We start from the raw sequence: 17,644 nt of genomic DNA, 5'->3' as shown, positions 1-17,644 counted from the left end.
GTCTGCTTACGCGCCAGTCAGGCTGGCCAGGCGTGCCTCGACATCGGCCAGGCGCGCCTCCAGCAAGCTCAAACGTTCCTCCAGTGCGCCGCGTGCTTCCGCGCTCGCGACCGCGCTGCTGCCCAGCGCGGCAATGCGCTCGGCACGTTCCTCGGCATCGCCGAGCAGGTGCATATAGCGGTCCTCGCGTTGCCCGCCCTGGCGGGCCACCTGCATCACCCACTGATGACCGATCAACCGCTGCAACTGATGCAGCAGCTCTTCGCCATCCTCGAAGGCATGCAGACGCTGGCTGCGCGTGAGCAGTTCATTGACCGTCTGCGGGCCGCGTAGCAACAGCAGGCCGAGCAGGCACAACTGCGGCGGGGTCAGTCCGAGTGCCTTGTCCAGGCGTTGTTCCCAGCGATCGGCGCGACTGCCCATGACCAGGCGCACCAGCTGGCGGTTTTCCAGTTGGCGCAAGGCGGCGCCGATCGGCCCGCTATCCAGGTTCATCAATGGCTCGCGGCTGGTCTTTTGGTTGCAAGCCAGTTGCAGGGCATTGAGGGTCAGGGGATAGCTTTCCGGCGTGGTGGCCTGCTTCTCGATCAGGCTGCCGAGCACGCGTACTTCCACCGGGCTCAGCGGATGTTCATCGAAGGGAGGGATATCGCTCATGGTCTGTCTCACTCGGCTGGCAGGGGAGTGCAGCCTAACCCGTGACGCCGCGACTGCCCAGCCAAGCGCGCAACAGCCTGCTAAGATGCGCGCCGCACTGACAGAGGCCAGACACCATGCACGGGCATGACCGCCAGACAGACTATGACGTAATCATCATCGGTGCTGGCGCTGCCGGCCTGATGTGTGCCTGGCAGGCCGCCGCACGCGGGCGCCGCGTGTTGCTGCTGGACCATGCCAACAAACCCGGCAAGAAAATCCTCATGTCCGGTGGCGGGCGCTGCAACTTCACCAACCTGTACGTCGAACCGGGCAACTACCTGTCGGCCAACCCGCATTTCTGCAAGTCGGCACTGGCCCGCTACACCCAGTGGGACTTTCTCGAAGCGGTCAACCGGCATGCGGTGCCTTATGAAGAGAAGAAGCTGGGCCAACTGTTCTGCGTCAACAAGGCCAGCGACATCCTCAACCTGCTGCTCGACGAGTGCCAGCAGCACGGCGTGTGCCTGCGTATGGAAACCCACGTAGAGCGCATCGACGCCCGCGCGCAGGGCGGTTACCAGCTGGTCAGTAGTGGCGGAACCTGGCAATGCCAGTCGCTGGTGGTAGCCACCGGCGGCCTGTCGATCCCGACCCTCGGCGCCAGCGGCTTTGGCTACCAGGTGGCCCGTCAGTTCGGTCACCAGGTACTGTCTACGCGCGCCGCGCTGGTGCCGTTCACTATTACCGATCCGGCGCTCAAGGCATTGTGCAGCGAGTTGTCCGGCACCTCGGTGGAAGACTGCCTGGTCAGCTGTAACGGCCAGCAGTTCCGCGAGAACATCCTGTTCACCCACCGCGGTCTGAGTGGCCCGGCCATCCTGCAAATCTCCTCCTACTGGCAGGCTGGCGAAGAAATTCACATCAACCTGCTACCGCATCTCGACCTGCCGGAATGGCTGGTCGAGCAGCAGCAACAGCGCCCGAATATCGAGCTGCGTACCCTGCTTGCCGAATGCTTCACCAAGAAGATGGCCGGCCTGCTGTGCGAGCAGTGGTTTGTCTCGCGTCCACTCAAGCAGCTCACGCCGGCTGAGTTGCAGGCGATTGCCGAGCGGCTGGGCAATTGGCGGCTGGTGCCGGCCGGCACCGAGGGTTATCGCACCGCCGAAGTTACCCTGGGCGGGGTGGATACCCGCGAAGTGTCGTCCAAGACCATGGAATCGCAAAAAGCCCCCGGCTTGTATTTCATCGGCGAAGTGCTGGATGTCAGTGGCCAGCTGGGCGGCTTCAACTTCCAGTGGGCCTGGGCCTCGGGCTACGCCGCCGGACAGTACGCCTGAACCACGTGCAACACGGCTAGGCACCTTTTCGCGGCGGTTTGGCAGGCTGTTTACCTGGCCTGTGGCGGCGGGCCAGTTGCAGGGCTTGCTGCCAGATTGCCTCGCGCGCACCGGCGCGGGCCAGGTCGGCCGCGGTCTGGCCGAATTCGGACAGGCTGTCCAGCCGTGCGCCGGCACAGAGAAGCCGGGCAAGGGTTTCGGCCGAGGCCTGGCGTGCTGCGACATGCAGCGGTGTCTCGCCCATTTCCCCCGCTGCATTGACCTCAGCTCCCGCGTCGATCAACAGCTGTGCCGCTGTCTCATTGCCTTGCCAGAGCACTACATGCAGCGCGCTATCGCCGTCATAACCGCGGCTTTGCAGGGTAACGGGCTGCTCCGGGTGGTCAGGGAACATTACACAGGCAAGATCTTGCAGCAGTTGTTGCAGTTCCGGGCTTGGCTCAGACATACAGAGAGCGCCTTGCTGGTGAAGGGGATGGGGTTTTGGCGGGTTCAGGCCCCGGCTACTGGTTGATCTGCGCCTGCCGCTCAAGTACCCAGCAGCGCGGATTATGGCTGTAGCCAATATGTGCGTAATACGCCTGCGCAGCGGGAGCAGCGATCAAAATGAGCTTGCAGCGCGGCCCGAGCTGTTGCTGTGTGAGCCTTTGCAGCTGCTTGCCAATCCCGGACTGCTGATAGGCGCTGCACACCGCCAGGTCAGACAGGTAGCAGGCATAGTGAAAGTCGGTCAACGCACGGGCCATGCCCACCAGCTGTTCACCAGCCCAGGCGCTAACGGTCAGGTTGCTGTTGGCGAGCATGCCCTCGATACAGGCCAGGTCATCAATCGGCCGGCGCGCCCCGAGCGTGGAGCGCTCCAGCAAATCAATAAACTGCGCGGCACTGACCGGGGCGTTGATTGTGTAGTCGATGTGCATGGGTGGCCTTGGTATCTGACGGTGCGCTGCGGATTGGCAACGGGTTTGTTTTCGGCTGGTTGGCGGCTGTTCAAGTGTGACCGGCCTGGGCATTGAGCACGGCATGTTCCTCAAGCTCGGCCTCAATGAACGCCGACATAGCATTGCCCCGCGTCTGTTTTGCGCGGTTGTTGGATTGAGGCACGGCAGCGTGGTTGGCGGGGTAGGTGAGCTGGCGGGGTGACGAGTAGGCTGGGCATGCATGTCCTTATGCGGGTAGCCACGGCGGGGATGAGCCGACCTTAATTTCTGTGCGGGCAAAGGGCAAGCGTGCGGCAGCACAAAAGAAAAGGGCACCTTGCGGGTGCCCTGAAGATACAGCTGTGGAGTCGTCGATTATTCAGAGCCACCTTGGCGGCGGAAATTCCCTTCAGGGTTGCGCCGGCACCAGCAACAGGCGGCGCTGGCCATACACCTTGTCGATGTTCTCCGGGCGTAGCGGGAAGCTCTGGTAATGGCCCTGGCGCCAGGCATCTATGCCGTCGGCATAGTGGCGGCTGGCCGGGTTGCCGGACTGGCCGCTGCTGTTCAGGCCGAGCATCGGCTCGTCGCGGCCGAAGTCGACGATCAGGCGCATGGCGGGGATCAGCCAGGTGTCGAAGTCCTGTCCCCAGGCATAGGCCGAGACGTTGAGGGTGCTGTGGTCGCCGCCGGCCGGGTAGGGGCCGCGGTTCAGGTAGCCGGACAGGGCATTGACGCTGGCGCGCTGGCTGGCCGGCAGGTGGGCGGCCAGTTTGCTGCTGTCGCTGCGCCAGTAGTAGCTGTGCAGCTTGCCCCACTGCCAGTGCTGGCGGTCGCTGCCCAGGCGGGCTTCCAGCAGCTCCACGGCGGCGGCCAAGCTGCGGGCGAGGATGGTTGGCTTGTCTTCCTGGCTGGCGGTGCGCTGGTCGTTCCAGAACGGGCTGTCTTCCCGGCCGAGCAGGTGGTCGGCTTGAGCCGAGTAGGAGAGGTTGGCGGTTTCCACCAGGGCCTGCCAGGCCGGGCTGTGCAGCGGGCCGAGTTCGTCGAGGAAGATTTCCTGGGCGCTGCTGTGCAGGAGGGCGCCATACAAGGCGGCGTCGGCAGAGCCGGCAGCGAGCTGGCCATCGAAGGCCAGCAGGCGGCGCAAGGCTTCTTCGGCGCGGGCGCGTCGTTCGCCGGGCAGGGCGGCAATGGCCTGCTGCAGACCTTCGGCCATGCCGGGTGCCTGGAACATGGCCTGCAGCTTGCCAACGAAGGGTGAGTGTTGGTCGTATTGCATGCTGATCATGCTGCGCGTGTCGTGGCGCGAGCTGGCTTCGGCCAGTTGCGCGATGCGCTCGGCGCGTTCCGGGTAGTACCAGGAGCTGGACAGCTGCACGCCATAGCCGGCCGGTACGCTGCGCTGGTTGGCAGTGCCCAGCCAGCCCTGTGGTGGGTCCTGGTCGTAGGGGTGGAGCATCGGGTCGGCATAGCCATCCCAGGCGAAACGCTTATCCCAGCCGGGGGAGGGCAGCAGGCCGCGGCCCTGGCGGCGGTTAGGGAAGCGTCCGCTGACCTGCCAGGCGATGTGTTGTGCATCGGCATACACCAGGTTGAGAGCCATGGCGCGGATCTGGCTGGTCGCGGCATGGGCCTGGTCGACCGACTGGGCGCGCGACAGGGCGAAGAAGGCGTCGAGGGTCTGGTCCTGTTCCAGTTGGATATGCCGCAGGGCCAGGCCGTAGCGGCTGTTCAGCGGCAGTGGCTGCATGGCGTGCTGGCGTTCGCTGCCGCGGCTATTGAGCAGCGGACCGTTGCGGGTTTCATGGATGACTTCGCGCTGCGGGCGCTGGCCCTTGATGAAGAAGGTTTCGTGGCGTTCGCGGGTGGGCAGCCACTGGCCGTCGGCCAGGTACAGCAGGCGGCCGTTTTCTTCGCGCAGTTGTTCCAGGTAGAGATCCTGGTTGTCGCCCATGACCATGGTCATGCCCCAGGCCAGCTTGCCGTTGAAACCGGCCACCACGGCGGGAATCCCGGCCAGGGTGACGCCGGCGGCCTGGTAGCGCGGCGCGCGGATCTGCATGAAGTTCCACAGCGACGGCTGGCTGAGCGGCAGGTGGGTGTCGTTGGCCAGCAGGGTCTTGCCGCTGGCGCTGCGCGACGGGGCGATGGCCCAGTTGTTCGAGGCGGCAGTGCCGAACAGCTGCAGGCCAGCCAGTTGCTGGCCGGTCTGTTGCAGCTGCGCCAAACCGGGAATTTGCCCGTGCAGAGCCAGGCCGGCGAGCTTGTCCGCTTCGTCGAAGGGCAGCGCTTCGTCCGGGTAGATGGGCAGCAGCCAGGCCAACTGCGCGTTGCCGACCCGTTCGGCGAGCAGCAGCGCGGCGATTTCTTCCTTGAGGTTGGCGGCCAGGCCGAAGTTGAGCAGGCAGAATAGCAGCGCCGAGTCCTCAGCCTGCCAGTAGGCGGGGCGATGGCCGGCTTCGGCGAGGTCCATGGGCAGCTTGTCGCGGTGGCGGAACAGGTAAGCGTTCACCCCACGGGCATACACCTGGAAGATTTCCTGCAGCTGTGGCGAGGCATTGCGGTACATCTGCTCGGCGCTGGCGCGCAGGTTGACGGCACGCATGAAACGGTCGACTTCCAGCACGCCGGGACCGGCCAGTTCGGCCAGGCGGCCCTGGGCCAGCAGGCGCATGCTGACCATCTGGCTGAGGCGGTCGGCGGCATGCAGGTAACCCATGCTGAACAGCGCATCGTGGAAACTGTTGCTCTCGATCAGCGGCATGCCCAGCGCATTGCGGCGCACGACAACGTTTTGCCCGAGGCCCTGGATGCGTACCACGCCCTGATCGGGGTGCACGCTGTCGGCATAGCGGCTATTGAGCAGCGACTGGCAGCCAGTCAGGCCGAGCAGGCTGCCCAGCAGGGCGCCCAGGGCCAGGGGACGAAGCAGCGAGGTGGCGGGCATGACGAAGTTCCTGGGCGGGGCCAATGGGCGGTGGGTCAGGCGCGGGCGGCCAGTTGCTGTTGCAGGTGCAGGACGGCCTGGCGTACGGCGATCTTGTGTTGCAGCTCCAGCTCGCGGAAGCGCTGCTCGTGGGCCTTGCGCTCGCGGCTGGGCAGGTCTTTCCAGGCCTGGTGGCTGGGCACGTCGGCGACCTCGGCATGCACGGTGTGCAGCACGGCAAAGGGCGCGGAGCAGGACAGGCTGGCGTCGTAGTGGTCGAGGAGCACCTTGAGGCGGATGCAGCCTTCGATCCACGGCATCTGTTCATCGAGCAGGCAGCCGGCAATGATCTGCAAGTCGCCCGCCAGGCGCTGCTGGCGTTCAGCCTGTTGCTGCTGGCGGGCTTTCTGTTGCTGGGCGACGCGCCGCCAGAGCAGCGCGGCGTAGCCGGCCAAAGCCAGGATCAGCAGGGTAGCGAACAGGCCGGCCAACCAGTAGAGCGTCATGCAAGGTCCTCATGCCCGGCGCGGGCAATTGCCGTGCGCGGTCAGTCGTTGATCAGGGTGCCGGGGATTATCTCGCCATTCCGCCGCAACTGCACGCTGCGGGTGAACAGGAAGCCGGTTTTGACCTGGCCGGTGAACTGGTAGCGCACCGCTTCATCGGGCTTTTCCAGCCAGCGCACGATGCGCCTTACGTGCCGCCACAGGTTGGTCTGTACCGGCACCTGGAAGTCATGGCGCCCGCCGGCCGGCACGGTGAACCAAGTGTTGTTCTGCCCGCTGGCGAAGGGTACGCCGTTCAGCTCGACGCGGTAGGCCAGGCCGCGCACCGGCAGGCTGAAGTCGTTGGGGTTTTCAATACGCATGTGCAGGATGAAGGACTGTTCGAGCAGCTTGGCCTTGACCACTTCCACGCGCAGCAGTTGCACCTGCGGATCGGCGAAGTCGTCGCTGACCCAGGTGGAGCAGGATGCCAGGCTGCTGCCGAGCAGTGCGATCAGCACTAATCGGATAAAGTTTCTCATTTGCGCCTGGTATAACATCGCGATACTCCGAAGACGCACCAGTGTAACAAGCAACTGCTCGGTCGCAAGTGCTTGTTGCAGTAAAAAAAGCTGCGCCATACTGCTGTCATTGTGAAGGGCCCGGCAGCAGCGCAGGGAGCCGGCGCGGTAGCGTGCGGGGGCGAATAATGGCAAGCGCAAAGGACAGGAGTGTGACCATGCAATGCTTTGAAATAGCTTTTTCCGGAGAACTGGTGGAAGGCGCGCGGGTCGAGGTGGTCAAGGCCAACCTGGCCAAGCTGTTCCAGGCCGACGAGCAGCGGATTGCCTTGCTGTTTTCCGGGCGGCGCGTGGTCATCAAGAGCGGCCTGGATGCCGCCGGGGCGGAGAAATACCGCATGACCCTGGAGCGCGCCGGGGCGCGGGTCGAGGTGTGTGATCTGAGTGCCGAGGTCGAGGAAATCGAGCTGGCCGCACCGCCGCCCGCTGCACCGCTTGCCGCCGCGCCTGCGGCTCGCCCGGGACGCCTGCAGGTGACGCCGCGTGACGAGGTGATGGCGGCCTTTAGTGACGTGGATGCACCGGACTTCGGCCTGGCTCCGGTAGGTGCCGATCTGCAGGACGACAAGCCCGAGGCGCCGGCGCCGCATCTCGATCTCAGTGGCCTCAGCGTAGCTCCGGTAGGCAGTGACATGGGCCAGGCCAAGGCCGAGCCGGCACCGCCGGCACCGGACACCTCGCACCTCAAGGTGCTCTGATCAGGGCAGCAGCGGGCCGCAGCACTTCTTGAACTTGCCGCCCCCGCCACAGGGGCAGGGGTCGTTACGGCCGGCCTTGAGCGGCACGCCGGGGTCGAGGAAATACCACTGCCCCTGGTGCTCCACGAAGGCGGAGCACTCATGCTGGCTATGTTCGCCCTGTGCGTCGGCCCAGCGGGCGATGAAGCTGACCCGTGCATGCGCCGGTTGGCCGCCGAGCGGTTCATGCTGCAACACCTCCAGGCCCAGCCAGCGGCTGTTTTCACTCCACAGGCGCATGGCCGGCAGGTCCAGCCCGGCCTGCTGTGCCGGCAGGGTGCTGCGCTGCAGGTAATCGATAGCGCCCAGGACATAGGCGCTGTAGCGCGAGCGCATCAATTGCTCGGCACTGGCTGCTGGCGTACCGCGGTGTAGCCGTGCGCAACAGTCGTCTAGGTTGAGCGCGCTGCCGCAGGGGCAGGGTGCGTTGTCAGGCATGCTTACCACCAGTACTTGCCAAAATTTTCCGGGTTGGCCCAGAACTTGGCGTTGAGCCAGTCCGGTGCCTGTTTGTAGGCCAGCAGGTCGTAGGTGAACAGGCTCAGCGTCTGCTTTTCGCGCAGGAAGCTGTCGCTGGCCTGCATGGCCAGGGCATAGAAGTCGGTGGGCGTCCAGCCACTGGCCTGCAGATCGACCAGCACGGCCAGGCGGCTGCTGTTGAGGTTGCGGATGCTGCCGAGTAGTTGCCGGCCCTGCGCCGGGCTGAGGTGTTCCAGGCAGTCGACGACAATCGCCAGGTCGTAGCGTTGGCTGGCCAGTGTCTCGGGCAGGCGCGCGCTGGCCGGGCAATGCACTAGCTCGGCCTGGGCATGGGCCTGGCAGTAGGCCGTGATAGTCGGCAGTGGGCTGTTGCCGACCAGCAGCAGCCGGCTGGGTTGGTACTGCTCAAGCAGGGCGGCCAGCGCGCCTTGCGGGCTGGGCGATGAAGAAGGCATGGGTTGTCCTGTCGGTAATGGGCAAGGCGAGGGCGATTGAACTGCAAAAGCGCCTGGCGGGGAAGGGCGTAAGCGCGCTTGCCGGTAAAGCCGGGACAGCCGGTGGCTGCTTTGGGTAGACTACTGAAAATTTATCCAGTGACCGGCGCGGCATGCTCAGTAGCGAACTCAAGTCCCAGATCCAGGGCGCCTATACCCGTTTTCTCGAAGCCAAGGGCCTCAAGCCACGTTATGGCCAGCGCCTGATGATTGCCGAGGTGGCCAAGGTGTTGGGTGCCATCCGCAGCGATGAGGAAGGCCGGCGCCTGGGTGATCCGGCCGTGGTGGCGGTGGAGGCCGGCACTGGCACCGGCAAGACGGTGGCCTACAGCCTGGCCAGCATTCCCACTGCCAAGGCGGCCGGCAAGCGCCTGGTGATCGCCACCGCGACGGTGGCGCTGCAGGAGCAGATCGTCCACAAGGATCTGCCCGACCTGCTGCGCAACAGTGGGTTGAACTTCAGCTTTGCCCTGGCCAAGGGGCGCGGTCGCTACCTGTGCCTGTCCAAGCTCGATCTGCTGCTGCAGGAGGGCCATGCGCAAAGCGCCACCGCCCAGTTGTTCGCCGACGAAGGCTTCACCATCGAGGTGGACGAACGCAGTCAGAAGTTGTTCAACCAGATGATCGAGAAGCTCGCCGGCAACCGCTGGGACGGCGACCGCGACGCCTGGCCGGAGGCCATCGAAGACGGCGACTGGCAGCGCCTGACCACCGACCATAGCCAGTGCACCGGCCGGCATTGCCCGAACTTCCAGCAGTGCGCCTTCTACAAGGCCCGCGAAGGCATGGGCAAGGTCGATGTGATCGTCACCAACCATGACATGGTGCTGGCCGACCTGGCGCTGGGCGGCGGTGCGGTGCTGCCCGACCCGCGCGATACCCTGTATGTGTTCGACGAAGGCCACCACCTGCCGGACAAGGCCATCGGCCACTTTGCCCATTACACCCGGCTGCGCTCCACCGCCGACTGGCTGGCGCAGATCGATAAGAACCTCACCCGCCTGCTGGCCCAGCATCCGCTGCCGGGTGACCTCGGCCGGCTCATCGAGCAGCTGCCGGAGCTGGCCCGCGAGCTGCGCGGCCAGCAGCAGTTCATGTTCAGCGCCTGCGAGGAGCTGGCCGAGTTTCGAGCCGGCGAAGACATGCAGGGCAGCGAGCGGCCGCGTCATCGCTTTGTGGCCGGGGTGGTGCCCGAGCACCTGCGCGAGATGGGCATGGAGCTGAAGAAAGGCTTTTCCCGCCTGGCCGAACTGCTCGGCCAGGTCAGCGAACTGCTCAAGCAGGTCATGGATGGCGAAGCCGGCCTGGGCCTGGCGGGGCAGCAGGCCGAGGAGTGGTATCCGCTGTTTGGCAGCCTGCAGGCGCGTGCCCAGGCCAACTGGGAACTGTGGCTGGCCTTCAGCAGCGAAGACCCTGCCGACAGCCCGCCGATGGCTCGCTGGCTGACCCTGGCCGAGGGCGGCGCGCTGTATGACATCGAAGTGAATGCCAGCCCGATCCTCGCGGCGGAAACCCTGCGCCGCAACCTGTGGAATGTCGCCTACGGCTGTCTGGTGACCTCGGCCACGCTGACCGCGCTGAACCGCTTCGACCGCTTCAGCATGCGCGCCGGGCTGCCGCGCAACACGGTGACCAGCGTGGTGCCCAGCCCGTTCCGACATGCCGAGGCCGGCGTGCTGCGGGTGCCCGACCTCAAGGCCGACCCGCGTGACGCGGCGGCGCACACCGCGGCGATCACCCGTCATTTGCCCGAGCTGGTGGAGGGCGCGCGCGGCAGCCTGGTGCTGTTTGCCTCGCGCAAGCAGATGCAGGACGTGTTCGACGGCCTGGAGCGTGACTGGCGCAAGCGCGTGCTGATCCAGGGCAACCTGTCCAAGCAGGAAACCCTCAATCGGCACAAGGCGCGGGTCGACGAAGGTCAGCCCAGCGTGCTGTTTGGCCTGGCCAGCTTTGCCGAAGGGGTGGACTTGCCGGGTGCCTATTGCGAGCACGTGTTGATCGCCAAGATTCCCTTTGCCGTGCCGGATGACCCGGTGGAAGCCGCGCTGGCCGAGTGGATCGAGGCACGCGGTGGCAATCCGTTCATGGAGATTGCCGTGCCGGATGCCTCGCTGCGCCTGGTGCAGGCCTGCGGCCGTCTGTTGCGCAGCGAGGAAGATCGTGGACAGATTACCCTGCTCGACCGGCGGGTCGTCACCCAGCGCTATGGCCGGGCGATTCTCGATGCGTTACCACCGTTTCGCCGGCAGATCGACTGATCAGTTGAGCAGTTCGGCAAAGGCCTTGTCGGCTTCCAGTACCTCGGGCAGCTTGTCGAACAGGGCCGGCAGGTCGAGGCCTTCGCAGAGCGGATTGTCCAGTTCGGCCTGGGCGGCCTGCAGGTCGTCCGGGTGTTGCTCGAGGGCTTCGGCGATCAGCACGGCCTGGGCCAGCAGGCGCGGCAGCGGCCTATCTTCACTGGACTCATGGGGGCGCGCCTGCAGGGCAATGGCCTGCTGGATCACGCCCGGCAGTTGCCAGCGGCGCGCCAGTTCGGCGCCCACCTCCGGGTAGCCAAAGCCCAGTTGCAGGGTCTCCTGGGCGACCCGGCCGGCTGAGTCGCTGGCCCCCTTGCGGTTGAGGCGTGCGGCGATATCTGCTGCGCCGGTCTGGATCAGCAGTTCGCCGATGTTGTGCATCATCCCGCAGGTAAAGGCGGTCTCGCTGGCCACGCCACGCTGCTTGGCGAGCAGCCGGCACAGGCTGGCGACCTTGAAACTGTGCAGCCAGAACCCTTTGAGATCGAAACCATTGCTGCTCTGGAACGCCCCGGTGACCGCCGAGGCCAGTACCAGGGTACGCAGGGTATTGATACCCAGACGGGTGGTGGCGTCTTCCACGCTGGCAGCTTCACGCGCGCCGCGAAAGCGTGCCGAGTTGGCCAGGCGCAGCACCTTGGCGGCGATCACCGGGTCCAGGGCAATGTTACGCGCTACGTTGTCGAGGTTGGCGTTGGGGTCATCAAACTGCAGGATCAGATCCTGCGCCACCTTGGGAATGGTCGGCAGGCTGTGCAGTTGGTCAAACAGGCTGTTCAATTCCATGGCGCACTCCACTGTGCTGGGACGGTAACTGACAAGATAGTTAGCGTCCGAGTGGCCTGCCCGGTGCAGCACCGTTTTTTTTCTGTGCCTCAGCGTTCTCCCGGTGGTGGCTGGCTGGCGCGCTGCAGGTCGTCGCCAAGAGGGCCCAGTCGGGGCTTGTCGCCGGCGCGGTAGGCCGCGCGTGCAATGGCGTGGGCACCCAGCGGGGCACTGAGCAGCAGGGCAAGGATGCCGGCGAGTGCCGGCCACGACCACGCGCCGGCGCTGCCCAGGGCCGCTCCAGCAAACAGCAGCATGGCGCCCAGCGCACCGGCCTTGCTGGCGGCATGCAGGCGACTGTAGGCATCCGGCAGGCGCCACACGCCCAGCGCGCCGAGCAGTGAAAGCAAGGCCCCCAGCAGCAGGCACAGGCTGGCCAGCCAGGGCAACAGGTGATCCGGCAGGTTCATTGTGGTGGCTCCTGGTCATGCGTCTTGCTGAACAACAGGGCATAGGCGGCACTGCCGATGAACGACAGCAGCGCCAGCAGCACCGCCACATCCAACAGCACGCGCTGGCTCTGCCAGAGGCTGAACAGCACCAGGGCAGCGACACCCAGCAGGGTCAGCGCGTCGATGGCCACTGCCCGGTCGGCCTGGCTGGGGCCGCGCCACAGGCGCAGGAGAATCAGGCTCATGCTGGCCAGCAGCAGGCTACCGACCAGTGGCAGCAGCCAGTCGGCACCGGCCAAGGTGATCGTCGCGTTCATTGGCTTATCTCCGCAGGGTGCCGGCGTAGCCAGCCGAGCAGGCGTGTCTGCAGGGCATCGACCGCCTGCTGGGCCTGCTCGGCCTGCCGGCAGTCGAGCAGGTGCAGGAACAGGCAGCGCTGTCCGGGACGATAGTCCAGGGCCAGGCTGCCGGGCGTGAGGGTCAGCAACGCGGCGATCAGTGTGGCCTGCCGGGGGTTATCCACCGCCAGCTGCACGGCAACGATGGCTGGCGCCACCTGCGCGGGCCGGCTCAGCGCTAGCCAGGCTACCTGCAGGCTGGCAATCAGCAGCTGGCCGGCATACCAGCCGACAAACCCCAGGGCCTGCTCGGCCCGCCAGGCCAGGTGGCGTGCCGCAGGCAGCAGCAAGCCGAGCAGGCGTAGCAGCAGGTGCATGGCCAGCACACTGAGCAGGGCCGGATAGGGCAGCCACAGGCTGGCCAGCAGCAGGCAGAACAGATACACACGCATGCTTCAGTCTCCCGCAGGTGGCGCGAGCAGCGCCAGGTGGGCTTCGCCGCTGAGCAGTTGGCTGGCGCTGGCCTGTGCGTAGTCGAGTACCGGCCCGGCGGCCAGGCCGATCAGCAGGGTCAGGCCGGCCAGCACGGCAATGCAGGCCAGCGCCAGGCGCAGGCCGGCGCTGTTGCCCAGCGCTGCCTCGCCTTCCGGGTGCGGCTTGAGGAAAGCTTCGTTCCAGATCTTGCTCATCGACAGCAGGGTGAACACACCGGTGAGCAGGGCCACGGCAGCGGCTGTCCAGGCGGCGAGGTCGAGGCTGGCCTTGACCAGCAGGAACTTCGCCCAGAAGCCAGACAGTGGCGGAATACCCGCCAGGGATAGGGCCGGGATGGCAAACAGCAGGGCCAGCCAGGGGGCGCGGGCATACAGCCCGCCCATCGCAGCCAGTCGCTCGGAACCACACAACAGGGCAGCCAGGCCGCCGATGAAGAACAGGTTGGCTTTCACCACGATGTGATGGATCAGGTAGAACACCGCGCCGGCCAGCGCCAGCGGGCTGGCCAGGGCCAGGCCGAGGACCATGTAGCCGACCTGGCTGACCACATGGAAGGACAGGATGCGCCGCACCTCGGTTTGTGCCGCGGCACCCAGCACGCCGACCAGCATGCTGGCGCAGGCCAGCCACAGCAGCACCTGGTGCAGCGCGCCAGGTTCCGGCCAGAGCAGGGTGACCAGACGGATCAGCGCGTACACGCCAACCTTGGTGAGCAAGCCGGCGAACAGCGCGGAGATCGGCGTCCAGGCCACGTGGTAGGTGGCCGGCAACCAGCCGAATACCGGGAACAGCGCGGCCTTGATGGCAAACGCCAGGAGCATCAGCAGCACCGCCAGTTCGGCGCCGGCGCTGGCCTGGCCGCTGCGGAACTGCACGGCCAGTTCACCCATGTTGAGCGTGCCGGCGCTGCCATACAGCAGGCCGGCGGCCAGCAAGAAGACCAGGGTGGCCAGCAGGTTGAGCGCCACGTAAGTCAGGCTGCCGGCCAGCCGGCGTGGGCCGCCACCCAGCGAAATAAGGGCAAACGAGGCGATCAGCAGTACCTCGAACCACACATATAGGTTGAACAGGTCGGCGGTGATGAAGGCACCGCAGATGCCCGCCATCAGGCCATGCACGAACAGGTGGAAATGCCGCTCCAGGCGCCCGTGGCCGTGGTGGGTGAGGCCGTAGAGCAGGGTGGCCAGGCCGATCAGCGCGCTGATGGCGATCAGTGCAGCGGCCAGCCGGTCGATCACCAGGCTGATGCCGTACGGCGCCTGCCAGCCGCCCATCTGCGCACTGAGCACCTGGCCCTGCGCGGCCTGCCAGAGCAGCACCCCGGCGCAGCCGAGCAGCAGCACACTGCCCAGCAGGCTGGCGCGGATCACCCAGGCGCCCTGGCGACGCAGCAGGATGCACGCCACCAGGGTCAGCAGCGGCAACAGCACAGGGCTGATCAGCAGTAGCGCCTTCATGCCTGGCCCTCCCGGTCCGGGCCCTGGCGCAGATCCGGGGCGGGTTCCTCGGTGACGGCGCTGACGTGGTCGGTTTCCCGGTCGCCGTGCAAGTCACGGCTGCGCTTGAGCAGCGCCAGGGCAAAGGCGAACAGGGCAAAGCCGATGACGATGGCGGTCAACACCAGCGCCTGCGGCAGCGGATTGGCGGCGGCCAGCGGCACCTGGCCGGCCGGGGTGAAGGCGGCCTGTTCGGCGCCCAGGCGGCCGGCGGCGAACACCGCCAGGTTGATGGCATTGCCCAGCACCGCGATGCCCAGCACCACGCGCTTGAGATTGCGGTCGAGGAGCATCCACAGGCCCAGTGCGGCCAGCCCGGCGACGGTCAGTGCGGTGAGCCAGATCATGCGGCATGCTCCTCGGCAGTCAGGCGCTGAAACAGGTGCAGGCTGGCGCCGAATACACACAGGTACACGCCCAGGTCGAACAGTAGGGGCGTACCCAGCGGTAGTTCGCCGAGCCACAGCCAGTGCGCCTGGAAGAACGCGCCGCCGCCGAGCAGGCCCAGGCTGGCGGCCAGCAGGGCCACCGCCAGGCCAATCCCCATCAACGTGCGTGGGCGCAGGCGAAGCAGGCGTTCGGCGCTTGCCGGGCCGTGCATCAGCACCAGCAGCACACAGCCGGCCGCCGCCGTCAGGCCGCCGATAAACCCGCCGCCGGGCAGGTTGTGGCCGCGCCAGAGGAGCAGCAACGAGGCACCGAGGAGCAGCCAGACCAGGGGTTTGAGGCCTTCCAGCAACAGGCTGGAGGCAAACACCGGATCACCCGTGCCGAGCTTGGCCGGGGTACGCCCGAGCAGGCTGGCAGCGGCCAGCATGGCCAGCGCCACCACGACGATTTCCCCCAGGGTGTCGAAGGCGCGGAAGTCCACCAGAATCACATTGACCACATTGGCACCGTGGCCCTGGCCGTAGCTGTTGGCCAGATACCACTGTGCCAGGTCGCCGGGCAGCGGCGCGGCGCTGCTGACCAGCAAGGCCAGGCCGATGCTCAGGCCAAACAGGCCGGCCAGCAGGGCGCGTGGCCAGGCTAGGCCGCGGCCCTGTGGCGCCACGCGGGGCATGCGCCGGTAGATCAGGGCCAGCAGCACCACGCCGAGGCTTTCCACCATGAGCATGGTCATCGCCACGTCCGGCGCCTGCATCAGGAAGAACAGCAGCGTCAGGCCCAGCCCGCTCAGGCCGAGGGCCGCCACCAGGCTCAGACGACCCGGCAACCAGGCCGCGCCCAGCGCGCCAAGCAGGCTCAGGCTGGCGGCCAGCAGTGCCGGCAGGCTGGCCTGGTGCAGGTCGAATGGCGCCAGTGGCCAGCCCAGCCAAGTGATCCCGATGCCCAGCAACAGGCTGATGCACAGCGCCAGCAGGGCCAGATGCTGGCGGAGCGAGCCATGCTGGAAGGCGCTGGCGGTGAGCGCGGCCACGGCGAAGACGCGTTTCAGCAGGCGGTCCCAGAGCAGGTCGCCACTGAATTGCCAGAACCACTGCAGACGCCCGAGCAGCTTGAGCAGCAGATCGCGGCGCAGGTAGAAGGCCAGCCCCAGGCTGATGGTCAGCAGGCTGGCGAGCAAGGCCGGGGTGAAACCGCCCCACAGGTACAGGCTGACATCCACCGGGCCGCTGGCAATGTTCTGTACCGCGGTGTTGACCAGCCAGGTTTCCGGCCAGCTGTTCCACGCACCGAGCAGGAAACCACCGAGCGCCAGCAACAGCGGGCCGAGCCAGAGTGGCAGGCTGACTTCGTGGGGCTGGCGCGGATAGGCACCCGGCGGGCCGAGGAAGCTCTTGACGAAGACCAGCCCGGCAGCGGCGAACAGCAGGGCGTTGGTGAGGATCATCACCGTGGTGATCAGCCCGCCGACCAGGCCCAGTTCGAGCAGCCCGCTGTACTTGAACTCCTTGGCGATGAAGCCGAAGAACGGTGGCAACCCGGCATTCGAGAACGCCGCCAGGGCCACCGCGCAGCCGGTCAGTGGCATGAACCGCCACAGGCCGCCCAGCCGCGGATATTCACGGGTGCCGGTGGCATGGTCGATGGCGCCCACCGCCATGAACAGGGCCGCCTTGTACAGCGAGTGGGCAACCAGATAAAGGACGAACGCCTGCAGGCCATAAGGCGTATTGCTGCCGATCAGCATGGTCAACTGGCCGAGCACCGCCACCGTGGTGTACGCCAGCAGACGTTTCAGGTCGGTCTGGCGAATCGCCAGCAAGGCGCCGAGCAGCGCCGTGGCAGCGCCGAAGGCAATCAGCAGGCTGCTCCAGCCCAGCGAGCCGCCCAGGCTGGGGTTGAGCCGGGCGAGCAGGAAGACCCCGGCCTTGACCATGGTGGCCGAGTGCAGGAAGGCCGACACCGGAGTCGGCGCATTCATCGCATTGGGCAGCCAGAGATGGAAGGGCAGTTGTGCGGATTTACTGAAGCAGCCCAGCAGCACCAGCAGCATGATGGCCGGGAACAGCGCATGGCCCTGCACCTGGGCTGCGTCGAGGCTGGAGATCTGCCAGGTCTGCGCCACGCCGCCGAGCAGGAGCAGGCCGGCCAGTAACGCCAGGCCGCCACCGCCGGTAATCAGCAGCGCCTGCAAAGCGGCGCGGCGCGCCTCAGGCTTGTCATGCTGGAAGCCGATGAGCAGGAAGGAAGCAACGCTGGTCAGTTCCCAGAACACGAACAGCAGGATCAGGTCATCGGCCAGCACCAGGCCGAGCATGGCCAGCATGAACAGCAGCAGATAGGCATAGAAGCGTCCCAGCTGGCGGTGCTGCTCCAGGTAGCCGGCGGCATACAGCACGATCAGGCTGCCGATACCGCTGATCAGCAGGCCGAACAGCAGGCTCAGGCCGTCCAGACGCAGGTGCACGGCAATCTGTAGCGCCGCTATCCAGCTCACCCGCTGCTCGAGGACCTGACCGTCGGCAATGCTGCCCATGTGGCTCAGCAGCCAAAGGAAAATGCCCAGCGGCAGCAGCGCCAGGCACGCCCCGGCGTGCCGGGGCAGCAGGCGGGTCAGCGCCGGTGCCAGCAGGGCGGCGAGCAGTAACAGCAACAGTGCTTGCAGCATCGTCAGGGGTGTTTTCCAGGTCAGGGTGTTTTTAAAACTCAACAAAAAAAGCCGTGCTTGTCAGCTGCCAAGGCATGTACGAATGTTGCACGGCGGCTTGCCGCCAGGCGGTGTACAAGCCGGCAACGGCGCGGCACCATGGCG

At 66.3% G+C, this 17,644-nt stretch carries 18 protein-coding genes; 3 read left to right on the top strand and 15 right to left on the bottom strand.

Annotated elements, in window-relative coordinates; all coding sequences use genetic code 11:
* Positions 1-6 precede the first annotated feature (6 nt).
* Positions 7-657 (bottom strand): YceH family protein, encoded by a 651-nt coding sequence (locus CFY91_RS10170; RefSeq protein ID WP_093986250.1) that lies wholly within the window; start codon positions 655-657, stop codon positions 7-9.
* A gap of 116 nt (positions 658-773) precedes the next feature.
* Between CFY91_RS10170 and CFY91_RS10165 the strand changes: the two genes are divergently transcribed.
* On the top strand, positions 774-1,979 hold the full coding sequence (locus CFY91_RS10165; protein WP_093986248.1) for a BaiN/RdsA family NAD(P)/FAD-dependent oxidoreductase: 1,206 nt from the start codon (positions 774-776) through the stop codon (positions 1,977-1,979).
* A gap of 16 nt (positions 1,980-1,995) precedes the next feature.
* On the opposite strand, the gene CFY91_RS10160 is transcribed toward CFY91_RS10165, so the two are convergent.
* The 5 genes from CFY91_RS10160 to CFY91_RS10140 form a co-directional block, all read right to left on the bottom strand.
* Positions 1,996-2,427, bottom strand: a complete 432-nt coding sequence (locus CFY91_RS10160; RefSeq protein ID WP_093986247.1) for an ankyrin repeat domain-containing protein — start codon at positions 2,425-2,427, stop codon at positions 1,996-1,998.
* Between the two features lie 55 nt (positions 2,428-2,482).
* Entirely contained in the window at positions 2,483-2,899 is a 417-nt protein-coding gene (locus tag CFY91_RS10155) for a GNAT family N-acetyltransferase (RefSeq protein WP_093986246.1), read from the bottom strand.
* Positions 2,900-3,308: 409 nt separating this feature from the next.
* Positions 3,309-5,846 carry a penicillin acylase family protein gene (locus CFY91_RS10150; RefSeq protein ID WP_093986244.1) on the bottom strand — a complete coding sequence of 846 codons (2,538 nt, stop codon included), beginning with the start codon at positions 5,844-5,846 and terminating at the stop codon, positions 3,309-3,311.
* Positions 5,847-5,881: 35 nt separating this feature from the next.
* Positions 5,882-6,331 (bottom strand): DUF2489 domain-containing protein, encoded by a 450-nt coding sequence (locus tag CFY91_RS10145; protein WP_093986243.1) that lies wholly within the window; start codon positions 6,329-6,331, stop codon positions 5,882-5,884.
* Positions 6,332-6,372: 41 nt separating this feature from the next.
* Complete coding sequence (locus tag CFY91_RS10140; RefSeq protein WP_093986242.1) at positions 6,373-6,870, bottom strand: LEA/WHy family protein; 498 nt, start codon at positions 6,868-6,870, stop codon at positions 6,373-6,375.
* A gap of 179 nt (positions 6,871-7,049) precedes the next feature.
* Between CFY91_RS10140 and CFY91_RS10135 the strand changes: the two genes are divergently transcribed.
* A complete protein-coding gene (locus CFY91_RS10135) occupies positions 7,050-7,589 on the top strand; it encodes a hypothetical protein (protein WP_093986241.1) in 540 nt (179 codons plus the stop codon).
* On the opposite strand, the gene CFY91_RS10130 is transcribed toward CFY91_RS10135, so the two are convergent.
* Together CFY91_RS10130 and CFY91_RS10125 are read right to left on the bottom strand one after the other, a co-directional pair.
* Positions 7,590-8,066, bottom strand: a complete 477-nt coding sequence (locus tag CFY91_RS10130) for a YchJ family protein (protein ID WP_093986240.1) — start codon at positions 8,064-8,066, stop codon at positions 7,590-7,592.
* A 2-nt stretch (positions 8,067-8,068) separates the two neighbouring features.
* A complete protein-coding gene (locus CFY91_RS10125) occupies positions 8,069-8,563 on the bottom strand; it encodes a DUF6231 family protein (protein ID WP_093986239.1) in 495 nt (164 codons plus the stop codon).
* Between the two features lie 152 nt (positions 8,564-8,715).
* Between CFY91_RS10125 and dinG the strand changes: the two genes are divergently transcribed.
* A complete protein-coding gene (gene dinG / locus CFY91_RS10120) occupies positions 8,716-10,860 on the top strand; it encodes an ATP-dependent DNA helicase DinG (protein ID WP_093986238.1) in 2,145 nt (714 codons plus the stop codon).
* Here dinG and CFY91_RS10115 read toward each other — a convergent pair whose 3' ends face one another.
* The 7 genes from CFY91_RS10115 to mbhE all read right to left on the bottom strand — a co-directional run bounded on the left by CFY91_RS10115 (position 10,861) and on the right by mbhE (position 17,500).
* On the bottom strand, positions 10,861-11,685 hold the full coding sequence (locus CFY91_RS10115) for an HDOD domain-containing protein (protein WP_093986237.1): 825 nt from the start codon (positions 11,683-11,685) through the stop codon (positions 10,861-10,863).
* Positions 11,686-11,774: 89 nt separating this feature from the next.
* On the bottom strand, positions 11,775-12,134 hold the full coding sequence (gene mnhG, locus CFY91_RS10110) for a monovalent cation/H(+) antiporter subunit G (RefSeq protein WP_093986235.1): 360 nt from the start codon (positions 12,132-12,134) through the stop codon (positions 11,775-11,777).
* Complete coding sequence (locus CFY91_RS10105; RefSeq protein WP_093986234.1) at positions 12,131-12,433, bottom strand: MrpF/PhaF family protein; 303 nt, start codon at positions 12,431-12,433, stop codon at positions 12,131-12,133. Before CFY91_RS10105 ends, mnhG begins: the two co-directional genes overlap by 4 nt.
* Positions 12,430-12,906, bottom strand: a complete 477-nt coding sequence (locus CFY91_RS10100) for a Na+/H+ antiporter subunit E (RefSeq protein WP_093986233.1) — start codon at positions 12,904-12,906, stop codon at positions 12,430-12,432. The genes CFY91_RS10105 and CFY91_RS10100 overlap by 4 nt, the downstream gene beginning before the upstream one ends.
* Before the next feature lie 3 nt (positions 12,907-12,909).
* A complete protein-coding gene (locus tag CFY91_RS10095; RefSeq protein WP_093986232.1) occupies positions 12,910-14,406 on the bottom strand; it encodes a proton-conducting transporter transmembrane domain-containing protein in 1,497 nt (498 codons plus the stop codon).
* Positions 14,403-14,792, bottom strand: coding sequence for a sodium:proton antiporter (locus CFY91_RS10090; RefSeq protein ID WP_093986230.1), 390 nt, complete (start codon positions 14,790-14,792; stop codon positions 14,403-14,405). The genes CFY91_RS10095 and CFY91_RS10090 overlap by 4 nt, the downstream gene beginning before the upstream one ends.
* Positions 14,789-17,500 (bottom strand): hydrogen gas-evolving membrane-bound hydrogenase subunit E, encoded by a 2,712-nt coding sequence (gene mbhE / locus CFY91_RS10085; protein ID WP_093986229.1) that lies wholly within the window; start codon positions 17,498-17,500, stop codon positions 14,789-14,791. The genes CFY91_RS10090 and mbhE overlap by 4 nt, the downstream gene beginning before the upstream one ends.
* Positions 17,501-17,644: the final 144 nt, after the last annotated feature.

The sequence above is a fragment of the Pseudomonas fluvialis genome (genome assembly GCF_002234375.1).
In the GTDB taxonomy this organism is placed as follows: Bacteria; Pseudomonadota; Gammaproteobacteria; order Pseudomonadales; family Pseudomonadaceae; genus Aquipseudomonas; species Aquipseudomonas fluvialis.
Note: the sequence above shows the minus strand (reverse complement) of the source record. Positions and strands in the feature narration are given on the sequence as shown.

What these genes read in the sequence shown, in the direction of transcription:
- CFY91_RS10170 (WP_093986250.1), bottom strand. Translation starts at nt 657, where the DNA reads ATGAGCGATATCCCTCCCTTCGATGAACATCCGCTGAGCCCGGTGGAA.
- CFY91_RS10165 (WP_093986248.1), top strand. Translation starts at nt 774, where the DNA reads ATGCACGGGCATGACCGCCAGACAGACTATGACGTAATCATCATCGGT.
- CFY91_RS10160 (WP_093986247.1), bottom strand. Translation starts at nt 2,427, where the DNA reads ATGTCTGAGCCAAGCCCGGAACTGCAACAACTGCTGCAAGATCTTGCC.
- CFY91_RS10155 (WP_093986246.1), bottom strand. Translation starts at nt 2,899, where the DNA reads ATGCACATCGACTACACAATCAACGCCCCGGTCAGTGCCGCGCAGTTT.
- CFY91_RS10150 (WP_093986244.1), bottom strand. Translation starts at nt 5,846, where the DNA reads ATGCCCGCCACCTCGCTGCTTCGTCCCCTGGCCCTGGGCGCCCTGCTG.
- CFY91_RS10145 (WP_093986243.1), bottom strand. Translation starts at nt 6,331, where the DNA reads ATGACGCTCTACTGGTTGGCCGGCCTGTTCGCTACCCTGCTGATCCTG.
- CFY91_RS10140 (WP_093986242.1), bottom strand. Translation starts at nt 6,870, where the DNA reads ATGTTATACCAGGCGCAAATGAGAAACTTTATCCGATTAGTGCTGATC.
- CFY91_RS10135 (WP_093986241.1), top strand. Translation starts at nt 7,050, where the DNA reads ATGCAATGCTTTGAAATAGCTTTTTCCGGAGAACTGGTGGAAGGCGCG.
- CFY91_RS10130 (WP_093986240.1), bottom strand. Translation starts at nt 8,066, where the DNA reads ATGCCTGACAACGCACCCTGCCCCTGCGGCAGCGCGCTCAACCTAGAC.
- CFY91_RS10125 (WP_093986239.1), bottom strand. Translation starts at nt 8,563, where the DNA reads ATGCCTTCTTCATCGCCCAGCCCGCAAGGCGCGCTGGCCGCCCTGCTT.
- dinG (WP_093986238.1), top strand. Translation starts at nt 8,716, where the DNA reads ATGCTCAGTAGCGAACTCAAGTCCCAGATCCAGGGCGCCTATACCCGT.
- CFY91_RS10115 (WP_093986237.1), bottom strand. Translation starts at nt 11,685, where the DNA reads ATGGAATTGAACAGCCTGTTTGACCAACTGCACAGCCTGCCGACCATT.
- mnhG (WP_093986235.1), bottom strand. Translation starts at nt 12,134, where the DNA reads ATGAACCTGCCGGATCACCTGTTGCCCTGGCTGGCCAGCCTGTGCCTG.
- CFY91_RS10105 (WP_093986234.1), bottom strand. Translation starts at nt 12,433, where the DNA reads ATGAACGCGACGATCACCTTGGCCGGTGCCGACTGGCTGCTGCCACTG.
- CFY91_RS10100 (WP_093986233.1), bottom strand. Translation starts at nt 12,906, where the DNA reads ATGCGTGTGTATCTGTTCTGCCTGCTGCTGGCCAGCCTGTGGCTGCCC.
- CFY91_RS10095 (WP_093986232.1), bottom strand. Translation starts at nt 14,406, where the DNA reads ATGAAGGCGCTACTGCTGATCAGCCCTGTGCTGTTGCCGCTGCTGACC.
- CFY91_RS10090 (WP_093986230.1), bottom strand. Translation starts at nt 14,792, where the DNA reads ATGATCTGGCTCACCGCACTGACCGTCGCCGGGCTGGCCGCACTGGGC.
- mbhE (WP_093986229.1), bottom strand. Translation starts at nt 17,500, where the DNA reads ATGCTGCAAGCACTGTTGCTGTTACTGCTCGCCGCCCTGCTGGCACCG.